Here is a 17,029-nt window from a genome sequence, read left to right as displayed (position 1 = left end):
CTCGAATCCAATTACCATGCCTGTGCGAGACGGCCAACGGCCGGCTTCGCCGATTCAACCGCCGCATCCTTCCAGCCCGGACGTCCCGCACGCTGCCCCTTCTGGCGCAGCTTGCGCATGTCGCTGAGCCCTTCGATGTTGACGGCGGGGCCGGACCCGACGGCCTCGACCGGCCGTGGCGTCAGCAGCGCATCGAGCCGCGCCTGACCGGAGAGACCGAGCAGGTAGAACGTGCCCCCGTCCTTCTTCGCGAGCCAGGTCTCGATGCTCTCTTTGCCCTCGCCGTCGACCGAGATGTTCCGCGCCATGCTGGCGCCGGTGAAGACATTGCAGCAGGTGTGGGTCGGCCCGTAATTGGTGACGGTCGCCGAGACGTCCCCGGTGTAGAACACCACATAGGCGTTGCTGACATTGGCGTTGCCGGTCTGGCTCATCGTGAACACGCCGCCCGGCTGGTAGAGCTGGAGCGTCGGCCAATGGGACGGCGCCGGCGTACGGTTGTTCAGGAGTATCTGCTGGGTCGCCGTGGTGAGCATGAGCTGGCCCGGCACGTAGCCGTTCAGGATCGAGACAGCCGGCGCATCGGTCCAGAAGGTCGCGTCCACTACCCTGAACTGGTTGACGATGATGTGGTCGGGGTCGATCGAGATGTTGGCGGACTTCGCGACGCCGCCGTTATAGCCGGTGACGTTCAGGATCAGCGGGACCGCCGGGTTCGAACGAATCTGCTCGCCCTTGACGTTGATGGTATCAGCCGCGAGGTCGAGCTCCCGCACGACGCTGACCCAGTTGATCGTCAAATCACCCGACGAGGTCATCTTGACGATGTCGCCGCTGATCCGGTCGAGCGAGACCGGTCCGACCACATCGAAATGCGTGTCGCCGTGCGCGGAGATCGATCCGCCGCGGAGCGAGCCCGTGTCGGACTTGATGTTGAGATCGCCGGCATCACCGGGGATCCCCGTCGTGGTGAGTTGGCTGAAGACGACGTCGTTCACGGCATGCAGGGTCTGCGTGCCGCCGCTGATGGCGGTGCCGACGGTGATCCCCCCGGTCGTCGCGGTGACGTCGAGCGTGCCGCCAACGTTGAGATTATCCCAATGAACGACCGTGCCGCTGAGGACTGCGTTCCCGGTCGCGGCCGTGAGGTTATGGCCGGTGTTGGTACCCGCCGCGATCAGCCTCGCCGAGCCGTGGGCCGAGACCAAGCCGAGTGTCGGCACGCCGCCAGAAATCACGGTCTGCGCGAGGATGAAACCGTTGTCCGCGGTGACGTTGATGCTGCCGGCATCACCGTTGATGCCCGTCGCCGTCAACGCGTTGAAGGTGACGTTGTCGTGGGCGCGAATGGTCTGCGTGCCGCCACTCTGCGCGGTCTGGAAGGTGATGCTGCCCTGGCTCGCGGTCGCGCCCAGCGTCGTCCCGACGTTGAGCGTGTTCCAGTTGATCGGGCCTGTGGCCATCAGCAGCCCCGAGCCGGTCGTGGCGGCGAGCGTGTTGCCGGTGATGGTCGTTGCGGCGAGCAAGCTCGCCGAGCCGTGGGCCGAGACCGAGCCGAGCGTGGTCATGCCGCCCGAGGTCACGGTCTGCGCCAGGATGAAGCCGGTGTCGGCGGTGACGTTGATGTTGCCGGCATCGCCATTGATCCCCGTCGCCGTCAGCGCGTTGAACGTCACGTTGTCGCGTGCGCGGAGGGTCTGCGTGCCCCCGCTCTGCGCGGTCTGGAAGGTGATGCTGCCCTGGCTCACCGTCGCGCCCAGCGTCGTGCCGGTGTTGAGCGTGTTCCAATTGATCGGCCCGGTCGCGGTCAGCAGGCCGGAGCCGGTCGTTGCGGCGAGCGTGTTGCCGGTGATGGTCGTGGCGGCGAGCAAGCTCGCCGAACCGTGGGCCGAGACCGAGCCGAGCGTGGTCATGCCGCCCGAGGTCACGGTCTGCGCCAGGATGAACCCGGTGTCGGCGGTGACGATGATATTGCCGGCATCGCCGCTATTGCCGGTGGCCGTGAGCGACTTGAACGTCACGTTCTGGGTCGCGTGGATCGTCTGCGAACCGCTGCTGTCGGCGGTGCCGATGAGAATGCTGCCATTGTTCGCGACCGCGCGGAAAGATCCGCTCGCGCCCGTCGCCGTGCCCGCCAGCACCTGGTCGAGCGTCAATCCGCCGGTGCCGATGATGTCCACACTGCCCTTCACCGCGGACAGCAGGCTCACCTCAGTGTCGGTGAGAACCTTGACGTAGACGTCGCCGGCACTCGCGCTCGCCGACAGCCGCGCGGCACTGAGGGTGAACCGGCCGGTCGCGCTGCCGATGCCGTTCGATGCGCCCAGCGCGAGTTCGGCGCCCGCACCGGAGGCGATGAACTTGGTCTGGCCGTCGCCATTGTCGATGATCGCGCCGAGCGAGGCGACGCCGCCGGCGGTGACGATGATCGACGGGGTGTTCGAGGCGGCCGCATAGGACAGCGACGAATTCAGCTGGCCGATCGTCGCATCGCCCGTGGTCGTCACCGAGATCAGCCCGGCCGCGTTGATGGCGGAGTAAGCGCCCATCGACAGGGTGGAAGCCACCAGCGTCACGCCGTCCGCGCTGCTGGTCGCAACCACCGGCGCCGCGCTGGTGCCGGCCGCGAAGGTCATGCCGCGGTTGGCGAGCAGCTGCATCAGGCCGTCGCTGGTGATGCCAGTATTGATGGTGAGCGCGCCGCGCGCCGCGTTCAGCGTCAACGCGCCGCCTGCTGTCAGCGCCCCATAGGGACCGCTGGTGCCGACCGCGAGATCGCCGGTCACCGCGAGGATGCTGAGATCGCCGACCGCCGAGCCGGTTACCGCGCCGGAGATGTTCACCTGCAGCGGCTGGAAGGTCGAGCCGTTGAAGCCGATGCTGCCGCCGGCGCGCAGATCGAGGTCGGTGCCGAGGATGTGGATCGCGGAGCGGTCCGTGAAGCCGGCTTCGGCGTAGATGCTGCCGGTCGCGGCGAGCTGGATCGCATTGCCGGCGGCGATGTTGCCGAGGATGAGATCGCCGGTGGTCTGCTTCACATAGATGCCCTGCGCCGACGAGACCTGGTCGAGCTGGTCGTTGCCCGGGTCGGCAAACGCGATCTGAAGCGCGTTCGCGTTGGTCGCGGGATTGCTTCCGGCCGCGCCGGGCGCGCCGACATTGCCGCGCTCGGCGATCAGGGTCAGGTTGGCAATATCGCCTGAAATCACGGCGCCGGCCACATTGGCGGAGATGTTGCTGACGGCGTCGAGCTTGACGTCGCCGCGGCCGGTCACCTGGATGCCGTTGGCCTGGGCGGCCGTGATCGGGCCGTAATTGGCGGTGACGCCGCCGAGCGCGAGGCTGTTCTTGCTGCCGAGATAGACATTGGTCAGCGCCTTGGCCGAGATCGCGATCGGGTTGTCGACGACGACGAGGTTCTGCTGCGACAGGCTGACCGTATAGGTCGTGACATGGGTCGTCGGGTCCGTCACCGCGCCGACGGTGAGCTGGCCGGGACCGGCCGAGGACAGCAATGCCCGCTGCTCCGTCGTCAGCGAGGAGGCATCGACGCTGGTGAAGGTGAAGGTCTGAGGCGCCGCCGAATTGCCGACCGAGCCGCGCGGCGCGTAGAGCATGATCTGGTTGGCGCTGACATTGGCGACGACGTTCTCGTCGATCGGCGGCGGCGCCGCGCCGATCGAGGACGACGAGACGGTGTAGGCCAGCTGGCTCTGGGTCCACTGCGCACCCGCGGTGATGATGCCATAGACCCGCTCGGTCGATGCCAGCGTGTAGCTGTAGCTCGCATTGTACGTGTTCAGCGCGGTCTGCAGCGCGGTGTTGGTCGGCATGCGCTGGTTGGCGGTCGAGACGCCGTCAAACAGCTTCGTGAACAACGTCGTCGACAGCGAGCTGCCGAACAGCGTGCCCAGCGGATCCGAAGGTGCGGTGCCGAGCAGGCTCGTCAGCGAGGACTTGAGCTCGTCGGTGGTGATCTTGCCGAGCAGGAACTGATCCCGCAGGAACCGCGTCGTGGCCTCGGTCTTCATCTGCGTCGTCGTAACATTCGCGGGGTCGATACCGAGCTTGGCCGCCACCTGCGCCCGCAGCACCGTCTGCCCCACCGAGGTCGGGGCGTAGGTGCTGCCGTTCGGGAAGGCGATGTTCTTGAGCTGGAAATAGTCGTTGTAGGCTGACGTCACCATCGACTGATAGCTGTTGACGGCGTTGGTGGCGGCGTTGCCGCTGAGCAGGTCGAGGCTGGTCCAGACGTCCTGCAGATGCTGGCTCTGCGCCTGGGTGAGACCGACCGCCGCCCGGCCGTTCAGGATGCTGGCCTGGTTGCCGTCGGAGCCGGCGGCCTCCAGGAAGACCGGGCCGCCGGTCGACTGGATCGTGCCGAGCCGCAGATCACCCTTGGACTGGATGATGTAGGTACCGGTGGCCGAGGCACTGTCGAGCACGCCGCCATCGACGGCGCCGCCCGCCTGCACCGTCCCCGTCGCCTGGATCACCAGCGGATTGATGTTGGTCAGGGTGGAGGCGTTGTTGACGACGGCGCTCGTCGCGCCGATCGCACCGGAGGTGGAGTTGATCTCGATGTTCTTGCCGATCACGACGGGTGTCGCGACGTTGTAGGCGGAGGCCGAGTTGATGTCGCCCGTCGCCGAGAGGAAGACGCTGCCCTGCGGCGTGGCGCCCGCCGAATTCACCTTCACCTGGTTGATCGACAGCGCGCCGACGGCCGAGATCGCGATGTCGCGGTCGATCGAGCTGGCGGTCAGGCTGCCGCCATAGAGCTGCACCTGGACGGGAGCCTTGGTGGTGCCGAGCGTGCCGATGCCGCCGTCACCCCGGAGCGAGACGCTCGTGCCCGAGATCACCGGGCTATTGGCATTGGCGCCGACCGTGATCGACGAGTTGACGCCGGTGGCGGCCAGCGTCGTCGTTCCCTGCTGGTTGTTGATCGACCCGTTGATGACGATGCCGGAGGTCGAATTGACCACGACGTCGCTGCTGCTGCCACCGGTGAACTTGATGTTGATCGGGTTCGACGCCTTGACCGTGTTGGTCAGCGAGAGCGTCAGGTGATCATAGATCGCCTGGTACCAGTTGTACTGGGCATCCGCGCCGCAGCACGCGTTGGAGTGGGTGTTGAGTCCAACGGGGCTCCCGTCCGGGTTCACGCCCCCCGCCCAGTGATAGCTGCCGGTGGCGGTCGTGACCTTCTGGTAGTTGGTGCTCTGCACGCCCGAAACCAGGCTGGTCGTGGTGGTCCAGTTTGCCCCGGTGGCCTGATTGGGTGTGAACTGCCAGCTGTAGTCGAACTGCGTGCTCGTGGTCGGACGATCGAGGGTCGCAGTGTCGACCCATTGATAGAGCATGTTCTCCTGCGTCGCGTACTGGATGCCTGCCGTACCGGTCCTGGCTGTAAGCATCGACGGGTCGATCGCGGCCGCGTTGACGCTATTGACCTCGTACTTTGAGACCTGCTGGTTGCTCGCCGCCTTGGGATCGTAGACCCACCACGTCGTTTTCCCTTTCAGCTGATCGACGATCTCGACCACGCTTTGGGCGGTGGCGCTGGTATTGATGGTATTGGTGACCAGTTGGAGCCCGCTGGTGTTGTTGACCGTGACCGTGCCGGCGCCGCCCTTGATCTCGATGTTTCCCTGGGTCTGGGTGCTGTCGGTCGAGGTCGAGATGATCTTGCCGTTCAGATAGACGTAGCCGCCGGCGCCCTGCGCCACGCCGTTCAGGATGAGCTGGTCGGTGAGAGCGTTGTACCTGACCCCGATCTTGGCGTCGCCGCTGGCCGACGCCGTCACGGAGCCGGAGACGTCGTAGTAGACGCCGTTCCGCGCATTGGCCTGGGCCGCGGCAAAGTCCGCGCCGCCGTTGCGGTTCTTGAGGCCGTTGCTGCCATAGATGGCATCGTACGCCGCGGCGCCGATGTTAACCGAGTAATTGCTGCTCGAGCCGGCCTGGATGGTGCCGTTGATGTTGATCACCGACGCCGAGATGATGACCGCCTGGCCGGTGATGGTCCGGGAGGCTGTCGCGGTGGCCGGCGAATTCGCGGTCTTCGGCGTGATCGCATCCGGCTGGATGTTGATCACCTGGAAGAAGCCCGAGCTGTCGCAGGCTGACGCACAGTTGAATGGCGTCTTGTACGGACCGCTATCGGTGTAAACGTTTCGGCCGTCATAAGTCGTTTTCTTCCACTGCGCGAGCACGACATTGGTCGAGTCCTGCGACTGCCCCTCGATGATCTTGAGGGTCGCGACGTCAGGCACGCTGCCGGCATCGGGAGTGCTGGTGTTCCCAGGCGTACCCCTGCCCACCGGCAGGAAGATCGACGAATAGAGCGAGGTGCCGTCGTAATACGTCATCAGCATGCGCGCGGTGAAGATCGTGCTGGCATCGGCGTTGCCGACGGGTTGATAAATGCCGTGGCTGCCGTCGGCGCAGCAGTAGTAGAAGTATGGATGATCGGCTCCGGAGCCGATATGTGGAGCGGTATAGTAGTCACCGTAGGCGCCGAGATAGGTCGCCGCCGTCATCACCGCCGTCAGCGCGTCTTCCGGCCTGTTCTCGGTGCTGGCCCATTGCGAGGTGACCGCGCTGCCGCTGTCGTAGAAGCTGCCGATGCCGCCGAGGAAGGTGAAGGTGCCCTTGGGCACGACGATCTGCACGGTCGCGGCGCTGAGCGACTGCGATGCGACGACGCTGCCGAGATTGTTGATGATCTTGAGCAGACCGTTCGCGTTGCTGACCGCGCCATTGAAATAGATGTCCGGCGTGCGGGTCAGCACGTTGCCGTTCTGGTCGATGCCCTGGCCGCTGTCAGGATCGAGGCGGTTGTAGGTGGCCGAGATGTCGATGGTCGGCGAGGCGCTCGGCATCGCGGTGAAGGTCACGTTGGAGTGCGAATCCGGGTCGACATGGTCGGTCTGGCGATAGGTGATGTTGCCTCCGGTCACGTCGGTGACCGTGAGGTTGCCGAGGCTCATGAAGTCGAGCCCCTTGTTCTCGATCTTGATCAACGGCGAGCTGCGCGCGATGACCGCGGGCGCGGCCGGGTTCGTGCCGCTGTTGCCGGTGAGCTTCTGCGCCAGGATCGAGACGTTGCCGGCCGACACCAGCATGTCGCCGAACGCGAAGGCGTTGCCGGGCGCGTCGGAGGTGAACGGCGCCTGCTTGATCAGCGTGTCGATCTGGCGCTGGATGTCGCCGGTCGGATCGGTGCCGGACGGCGACATGCTGGCGGGCGACGTCGGCGTCGCCGCTGCAAGCTGGGAGCGGACCTGCGCCTCGGTCAGGCCGGTCAGCGACGCCAGCTGGTTGACCACCAGCTGGTAGGGATTGAAGTTGCCGACGATGGCGTACTGGACCGTCTGGTGGTTCCAGCTCATCGCCGGGCTGAAGTGGTTGACGTCGGCGACCGACTCGAGGGTCAGCGCGGAGTAAGGGCTCGTCGTGCTCAGCGTCGGCGTGCTCGCGCCGAGCTGGATCGTGATCGTCACGTCGTTGTTGATGCCCGCCACCACCAGGCCGTTGAGCGCGACATCGCCGGTTCCGCTGGTATGGCTGTGGTTGTCGCTGTTCTTGGCGCTGAAGATGTCCAGGTACGGGTTGTAGTTGCTGCCGTTGCCGACGGCCGTGACCTGCCCCTGCGTGGCGCCGAGATAGATGTCGCGCGCCCCGAGGATGCTCGAGGTGGACGCGAGCGTCAGGCTCGTGGTGTCGTCGGCATTGGCCGTGCCGCGGTACAGGGTCGAGATCGGAATGGCAGTGTTGTTGTAGACGACCGTCGTCGCCGTCGCCTGCACGCTGCTGAAGACGCTGCCGTCGCCGGCAAGGCCGGCATAGATGTTGATGTCGCGCCAGGCCACGATCTTCGCGTCGGCGCCGACGTTGACGGACTGGTTGGCGTGAACCCAGCTGTTGGTGCTGGCGCCGACGCCCGCGATCGCGCCATAGAGGCTGGCATTGGCGTTGTTCGCCGCCGCCATCTTGGCCGCCGTGCCGACATAGATCTTGCCGGCGCTGAACAGCTCACGGGCGTTGATGTTGACCGCGAGTGTGGCATTCGCCGTCATGTTGGATTCAGCACCACCGCCGGCGAAGAAGCTGGCTGTGGCGAGACTCGCGGTGTCGTTGGTGTTCAGTGTGTTGTAGGCCTCGATGTTGATCACGGCCGTCGAGGTCCTGGGATCGTCGTTGAGGCTCAGCACCGTGCCGGCGCCGATATTAGTGGTGACGTTCTGCGTCACATAGGACTCGCTGAGCGCGGCCGCTCCCGAGAACGAGCCGCCCGAGCCTGAACGCGCACCGCCGCCAGCCTGATTGACGACGTCGTTGGCGATAACGACCATGTCGCCGGCCGCCGAGTTGATGATCAGATGCGTCCCGACTTCCGCCGTGGTGGTGGAATCGACGTCATTCCTCGTCTTTCCGGCAGACACGCCGGCCGTGGAGGCCTGATAGGCGTCGCCGCTCGCGAGGTAATTCGTGGTGTGCTTGGCATCGATGCGGAAGCCGCCGAAATAGAGCGTGTCGTCGGTCGAGCCGCCATCGAACCGCGCATTGGTTACCGCGGTCGAGCCGGTGGTGGCGACCGCCGCCGCGCCGGCATAGGTGCCGCCCGCGCCGACCTTCGCGTTGGAGACATTGGTGTCCGTGCCGGTGGCCTTGATCCAGAGGACGCCCGTGTAATTGCCGTGGCTGAGGACGTCCATGTCCGCGGGCGCACCCAGATAGGCATAAGTGTGCGCGCTGGACGAGGTCTGCGCGACGGTAGCGCCGAGCGCGAGGAAGCCGCTCGAAAGGCCGGTTGCCTCGGCGTATTGGGCACTGTCGTTTTCAGCTTCGATGGTCACGTTGGCGTTGGGCAGCCTGATCCCCGTTCCGCCATAGGCGTTGACGGTCGCGTTCTGCGAGGCCTTGGCGTAGCTGCCCTGCGCGCCGATCAGCGAGCCGCCGCCGCCGGCGAGCGCCTTGGCCCAGGTCGTCGTCCCGCTGGTCGGAACCAGCGCCTTGGCGCTCACGTCGAGCGCGCCGCCCGAGAAGCTGACGGCGTCGCCGACATCGGCGGTCACCGTGGCCCCGACCGTCGACTGGGCGATGGCGACGCCGACGGCACCGCCGCCGACCGAAACGCCGATCGCCTCGCTCGACAGGTTGGGCGCGATCGCCGCTGCCACCAGCGTGCCGATCCCGGTCGCGGACGTCGTGATCGAGGCGCTGGCGCCGATCTCGGCCAGCACCGAGGAGTTCTCGGTGGCCTCCGCGTCCGCACCTGTACCGGCGATAATGCCGCCACCGAGGGCGGTTGCCGTTGTGCTCAAGGTGCCTGCGCCGGCTGCGCCAATCAGCAATTGCGAGGTGTTGATGGTGGCGCCGTCAAGAACCCGCGCCGCGACCGAGCTGTGCCGGCTTGCCGTCGCCACCGAAGCGCCGACGGCCGCGGCACCGGCGGAGACGCCGCCCGTGAAGACCACCTGGGTCGTGGAATCCTGCGCCATGACGGCAGCACCGGTCCCGCCGGTGCCGTTAACATTGCCGCCGAGCAGCGCCGTGACGGTGTTGGTGACATTGCCGACCGCCACGGCGGCCTGGGCGCCGAAGTAGAGAGCTGCCCCGCCGGCGATCGCCTCGGTGTCGATGGTCTTGCCGCTATAGGGACCGGTGTTGGCGTCCTGGACGACCGCGGCGACGGAGATTGACGGCGCCACGACAGCCAAAGGCGTATCCGCGGCGACCAGCACGCCGGAGCCGTTGCGTCCGTAGTCACTGAGATTGGCGAGCACGGTGCTGTTGACGCTGGTGTAGCCGATGCCGGCACCAATGCCGACATTCTTGGCAAAGCCCGCGCCCAGCAGATACATCTTGGCCGCATTGGCGCTGGTCGCCCCGACATTGACCTGCGAGCCCCTGATGTTGCCGCCCGCAATCTGCGCGACCACGACGTCGCTGCCGCCGCTCAGCACATTGCTGACGTCGTAGGTCGAGCTGACATTGGCGCTGTTCGGATTGCCGGCGGTGCCGCTCGCGACGGCGCCACTGCCATGCGTGGTGCTGGTGCCGCTGTTCACGGACGCGATGGTGCCGCTGCCGCCCTGATTAAGTTGGCCGGTCTGCTGGCCCTGGGTGTCGGCGTCGGCGGTGTTGGTGCCGATGATGATGACGCCGACGGTCGCGCCGATGCCGACGCTGCCGCCGATGCCGGCGGTGACCGCGTAGGACAGCACCTCCTTGGTGCTGAGCGCATTGACGTTGATCGCGCCTGACGAGTTCAGATTGCTGTTCCAGCTCTCGGCGACGGTCCGGCTCTTGAACACGATGACGTTTGCGGCTGCGCCGACGCCGACGCCTCCCCCGCTGGCGCCGACCGCGAGCGCACCCGCGATCTCCTTGATCGCCACGTCCTCGTTCGCATTGATCGTCACCGCGCCGGCTGTGCCGCCCGTCACCCCTTGCAGCGTGGTGTCATAGACGCCAGCGATGGTGGTGTTGTTGGCGACCTCGATGTTGGCCATGCCGGCGATCGCAGCCGTGCCGGTCGAGAGCGCGCCGCCGATCGCATAGGCCTCGAAGCGGTTCTTGGTCTTGGCCTCGACGTCGAGCGCGCCGCTCAAATTGAGCGCGGTGGTGTGTGCGGCGCTGTTGCCTTGATAGTGGAACTCGTCGCCGACATAGGCCAGAGTCCGGTTCGAGGAGACCTGGACCAGGAACGCCGCGCCGATCGCGGCCTGGCTGCCATAGGCGCCCGAGCCGTTCGCGGAGAAAATACCGGTGTTGTTGGTGGCATTCACCGTCAGTGACGCGGCCGTCAGCGCGCCGCCGTCGACATAGGCCTCCGTGGTCGCCTGGAAGACGTTCAGCCCGACCGAGCCGGTGTTGAAGCCGACGGCGATCGACGAGGCATCCTGCTCGGCATTGGCCTTCACGGTCACGGCGCCGACGGTCGCGCTCGACGACTGCACGCCGCCGACCGTGGCATTGGTGATATAGGCCAAGGTCTCGCGTGACATCGTCGTCGAGATGATCGTCGCGCCACCGCCGCCGCTGCTGCCGTAGGCGATGCCGGCACCGAACGCGCCGGAATAGGAGAAACTGGACGCGGCGACCTCGATCTGCGGCGCCAGCGTCGACGAGGCCAGGCGCGTGTCAATGGCCGCGCTATCGATATAGGCCCTCGTTGCTCCGCTCATCACGTTGGTGATGGGATTGATCATGATGGCGATGCTGGAGCTCGCAGCAAGCGAGGCGACGTTAGTCACGACCGCCTGGTGCGAGCTCGCGACCACGGCAAGGCCGCGCACGGTGTCCTGGTTCTCGGAGAGGTCGGGCGTGGTGTCGGTCGGCGCGTGGGCGGTGCCGAGATCGAACGCGTGGACGAGCGTGCCGTTGTTGACCGACAGCGTATCGGACGAACTGGTTCCGAGCGCATCGACCTTGGTGTTCGCCCCGCTGATATAGGCCGCGGTGGTTCCCGTGATCTGGTTGGTCACCAGCGAACCTGCGCCGCCGGCCGCGCCCTTGCTGATCGACAAGGCGCCGGCGAACACGGCCGCCTTGTCGTTGTTGCCGGCGATCACGCCGACATTGTTGGCGGCGGTGACGTCGGCACCGTTGATGCCGTTGCTACCGGCAGCGGTGATGCTGGCCGTGACGTTGGTCCCCATCAGATTGGTGGCGACCGAGCCGGCCAGCCCAACCTGCGAGGATATCGCAATACCGACGGCGACGGTCGAGATGCTGGCATTCGAGTTCGCATTGACCCCGACATTGCCCGAGGCGGTCAGCTTCGAGCCGGTGACGCCGGCACTGACATTATTGGCAATGCTGCTGTAGACCAGCGCGAGGCCCGCGGCGCTGCCTTGCGTCGAGGCGCCGGCGATCGCGGCGGTTCCGGTGATGCTGGAATTGTCGGTCGCGTTGACGGAAATGTTCTTGGCCGTGACGCTCGACTGCGTCGTGCTGGACAAATTGTTTCCGATCGCCGCCGAGACGGTGTTGGCGATCGAGCTGATCGTCGTGCCGCCGACACCCGCAAACTGTCCGGTCGCAAGACCGAAGCCAATCGTGACCGCCTGGATCTTGGAGGAATCGACCGCGCTCACGCTGACAGTGCCGTTACTGCCGGCCGTCATCAGCACGTTGGCGATAGAGGCCGAATGCGTCGTCGCGATCGTGTTGTAGACGATCGAGGCGCCGACATTGTTCTTGCCGGCCTGGATCAGGCCCGCAACGGAAACGATGCTCGCGCCCGGACCGTTGCCCGTGCCGTCGTTGAGCGCAGCCGCGCTGAAGTCGATGCAATTCTGCCCGCCCGTGCCGCCGGCGACCGTGCAGGTGTCGGTGGCGAGATGATTGTTGTTCGACTTCTTGACGAGATTGCCGAGCGCAGTGTCCAGCGCCGACACCGCGCCGCTGTCCGCCAGCACCGTCACGCGGCCGACATTGGTGCTCACCGTCGAGCCGCTGTTGATATAGGCCGTCGTGGTGGGCGTGATCTCGCTGACGACGACCGCGCCGGCAAGACCGTTGGACCCCGCCCCGCCCGAAGCCGCGCCGGCCGCAATCACGCTGGCGCTGTCGGCCAGCACCAGCAGCGTGTCGTAGTTCGAGATCGAGGTGCTGCGGATATGCGCGTCGGTCGCGTTGCCGCCCGTGGGATCGGCGATCGACGCATAGGTCAGCCCGATGCCGACGCCGGCCTGGCCGCCCGAGATATAGAGCGAGCCGCCGCCGATCGCGATGTTCGTGGTCTGATAGGCGTCCACCTCGAGCGCGCGGTTGACGCCGCTCGCCTGCCCCGTGATCGTCGAGCTCTCGATATAGGCGTTGGCGCTGTCCGTGATGATGGCGACGGACGCCGACAGCGACGCCGCATTGGATTTCGATCCCGCCACGCCGATGGCGACGACGGTCTCCGAGCCGCCGTTGAGCGCCTGCACCGTCACCGAACTCTGGTTGTTCAGGGTGGTGCCGTAGATGTAGGCGAGCGTCGCGTTGTTCGACATCGCCGCCGCGATCGCGCCGCCGATTGCGGCGCCCTGGGCGGATGCCCCGGCCAGATTGAGCGCCGCCGAACCGGAACCACTATTGAGCATGGTGTCGTTCAGTGCCTGAACGATCGTGTTGGTCGTGACGGTGCCCGCCGTCGTGTACTTGTTGACCGTCGTGTTCCTGATATAGGCGCTGGTGCCGAGCGCGACGTCGCCGATCGCCGAACTCCCGGCGAGATCGATACTGAAGCCGTCAGTGCTCGATCCCGAGGTCGAGCCGATCTTGCTCGCGGCCGTCGCCACGCCGGCGGCCCCGCCGGTCGCACCTGCACCGGCGGCTCCCGCCTTGTCCGAGAAACTGGAGGCCTGCGGCTCGGAGATCGAAGCCGCGACCGCGGCGGTCGTGATGCGTCCGGAGGTGGTCGCGCTGAGCGTGAGATTGTCGACGTTGACGGCCCCGCTGCCGCCGCCATTGCCGGCGAATGGATCATCGGCGCTGAAGGGACCGGGCCGGATATCGGAATGATTGTCGCCGATATAGGCCGACGTGTCGGTGTTCGCACCGAGATAGGCGACCGCCAACCCGACTGCCGAACCGCCGCTGGTGTTCCGGCTCATTGCGCCGGCCAGCGTGATGACCGATAGGTCCTGCTGCGCCAGGATTCCGACCGTCGGAGCGTACACGGTTGCCTGGCTCGATATCGACGCATGGGTCGTGTTGTTGAGGAAACCGAGCGCGGTGATGCCGTTGAGCGCCAGTGCGCCCGCAGCCTTGCCGGACGTCGGGGCGACGGCAATGAACTGATCAGCGGTGATGGCGTTGACGGCGATATCGTCCGCCGCTCGCACCGTTGCGCCGTCCGAAATGCCGGCGATGGTCTTGGTGTTGAACTGAACGAGATTGAGCGCGCCGCCGACCGCGGAGCCGCCCGACGTGTTGCCGGACAGGAAGCCGAGCGTACCGACATTGCCTGCCGCGTCGATCGACGCCATGGTCGTCGTCGCTGCGACCTGCAGGCTGGCGTTGTAGGTGTGGACGTCGCCATTATCCATGCCCACCGACCAGCCGGTGCCGCTGCCGCAAGCCGCGGCCGCGCAGGTCGTGGTCAGGTTCGCACCGCCCGCGACCCAGGCCGTCGTGTTGTTGTTCACGACGAAATGGTTCAACGAGCCGGCGATGCCGATGGTATCGCCGGCATCCGCAGTGGCGTTGGCGTAACTGGTTAGAATGTTGCCGCCGACACCGAGATTGCCGTTCAGGTGGCTCAGCACGGCGCCCAGGCCGTCCCATTTCAGCCAGGAGTTGGTGATCGGCATCTCGGTGGTGGCATCGACAGCGATATTCGCCGCGTTGATCAGCGTTCCGCCGCCGATATAGGCGTTCGAATTATGCGTGAAATTGCCCCAGGCGACGGCCGCGCTGATCGCCGTGCTCTCACCCGACACCGGGTCCTTCGTGATCGCGCTGGACGTTGCATTGCTGCGAACGCCGCGATCGATGACGTTGCTGGCGACAGCGACGTTGCCGCTGGCATAGATGCTCGGCGCGCCGCCACTCGGATTCTGCGCGATCGCAGCGGTCGCGCTCTGGGCACTGTTGGCCAGCGACAGCGCGCCTGCGACCTTGAAATCGAAGCTTAGCGGCACCAGCGATCCCATGTGGTCCCTGATGATCGACGTCGGCGAGGTGACGGAGCGCAGTCCTCGTTCGATCGCCGCAATCAGCGCGGGCAGACCGGCGATGGACGAAGCCATCGTGGAATTGCTTGTGGTGTCGGACGTCGCTTCGACCAGAACGGAGCCGTTCATCCGGTTGTTGACGTCGGTTCCGAGCGATGCGCCGAGCGTCGCGGTCGCAGACGTCGTGATGTCGCTAATGGCGAACGCCCCGCCGACGGCGCCGCTCGCGCCCGTCCCGGGCGCCGCTACCGACGTTGCGCTGGTCGAGAACGAGTTGTTGTTGATCGCGCGCACCTTCAGGGTGCTGCCGCTCGTATTCACCAGACCCGCCGCAAGATGCGCGCCCGTCTCGACGTTGGCGGTCGTCGTCACCGAGCCCTTCGAATAGGCCACCGTCGGGACGATCTGCGCGCTCGTCGATGCCGCGAGGGCGGAGACGGCAATGGTCGCATCGTTGAGCGCCTTGATCTCGAGGTTGCCGCCGGCGTTGATCGTCGCGCCCGAGGCCACATTGGTCGTGACGTTGCCGTCGATCTTGCCGACGACCACACCGGCCGCGACCGGCGTGAGGCTGCCGAGCAAGGTGCTGGCGACCGCCGGATCCGACGCGGTCTCGGTGGCATGCGCGGAAATGGTGACATCGCCGCGACCGTTGATGTCGGCATGGCTGTTGATGTTGATGGTCGCCGTGGCGCTTGCCGCGACATAGCCGCCGTTGAGCCCGAGCAGCGAGGCGGCAAGTGTCGAGCCGACAAGGGCGAAATCACCGGCCACCGAACCGTTCAGGAAACTCGATACCGCCGTCGAGGTCGCGGAGATCGAGATGATGCCGCCGGTGATCTTGCCGTCGACCGTGATCGACGTCGCGGCGGTGGCTTGGCCGGACAGCTTGATGTCGCTCGCCGTTGCCGTCAGCGTGACGTTGCCGTCGGTGTAGCTGGTCCCACCGAAATTGACCGACTGCGCCAGGATCTGCGCACCATTCTTGATGTCGATGTTCGGCGCGTCGATGATGACGTTGTTGGCGTTGCCGGTGGAATGGCCGGAGCCATCGAGGCGGCGGGCATCGATCAGCGCATGTACGGCGAGTGTGATCGAATGATCGGCTTGGATGAGGTAGTTGGCACCGGCGCTGAGCCCGGCGAGCGCGGCCGCGACGGAGCTGTTCGAAAGCGTCACGCCGGTGTCGCCCTGGGCGGCATCGCCGACGACCAGGTCGGTCGGATCGATCAGCAGCGTGCCGGCCTTGCCGTTCTCCGCGCTGAGCTTGACCTTGATGCCCTGACCGACGTCGATGATTCCGTTCGCGCTGAAATCGATCAGGCCCGCATTGCCGGTCTTGGCGCTGGCGTTGAACCTGGCCCCGCCCGCCACGGTCAGGTTCTGCGCCGCCTTCAGGCGGATCTCGCCGGCATCGCCGGTCTTGCTGGCGATGTTCAGCCTGGCGTTCTTGCCGATATCGATGTTGTTGCCCGCCTGCACCGTGATGTTGCTCGGCGTCGAGGTCTTGCTGTGCGCGGTCAGGCGGCCGTTGACGCGAGCGTTGTTGACGGCGCCGATATGGATCGAACCGTTGCTGACGGTGATCGAGCTGGCGCTGCGCAGGCCCTTGGAATTGACCGATGCCGCGAACTTTGCGGCGTGGTCGAGATTGGCGATGTCGCGCTGGGTCGCGCCGCCGACGAAGACGTTCTGCCCGGTCAGGCGCACGCCGTCCTGGGCATTGACGCGGCCGTAGATGCGGATGTTGCCGTCCGGCGAGACCGGGAACGAGCCCGCCATGAGATTGCCGACCGCCGTGCCGTTGATCGCGCCGCCGGGACCGATCAGGCTGTCGGTGAACTCGCGCGTCGGGGTCGAGACGTTGAGGCTGCCGACATTGACCACGCCGCTGCGGCCGACCACGAACCCCTTGGGGTCGGCGAAATAGACGTTACCGCCGATCGAGCCGTTCATGTAGGAGTTCAGCGTGCCGTTGACGTAGACCGGCGCGTCGCGAACGATGTTGACGAGGTTTCGCGTCCCGGTCGGCAGTTGCAGGTTGACCGTATTGCCCTGCCCGACGCTGAACTGCGAGAACGAGTTGAAGGCGTTGTTGCCCGAGACCGTCGACGTCGTGACGTTGGTGACGCTGCCGGAGGTCTGAAGGCTGGTCCCGGTCCGTCCATCGGGGACGATGACGTTCGCCGTCTGCGCCTGAACGCGGACGCTGAACACCGGCAGGAAGACCATCTGCATCGCGCAGAGCAGCGACATCGAACGAAACCGCGCCAGCCGGCGCAGCGTCGTCAGTTCGTCATTGTCTCGCGCCGCAGATGGTCCGCGCATTTCAGATCCTCGTCATCGGCATT

1 protein-coding gene is annotated in these 17,029 nt (G+C 66.1%); it reads right to left on the bottom strand.

Annotated elements, in window-relative coordinates; translation table 11 throughout:
* Positions 1 to 11: 11 nt before the first annotated feature.
* The gene (locus tag GGD62_RS31240; protein ID WP_183712001.1) at positions 12 to 17,006 is read right to left on the bottom strand and encodes a leukotoxin LktA family filamentous adhesin; all 16,995 of its coding nucleotides are present in this window, start codon (positions 17,004 to 17,006) and stop codon (positions 12 to 14) included.
* Between the last annotated feature and the right edge of the window lie 23 nt (positions 17,007 to 17,029).

Origin of the sequence: Bradyrhizobium sp. ERR14, from assembly GCF_014198235.1 — a bacterium.
GTDB lineage: Bacteria > Pseudomonadota > Alphaproteobacteria > Rhizobiales > Xanthobacteraceae > Bradyrhizobium.
This window is presented reverse-complemented; position numbering and strand designations above follow the sequence as displayed.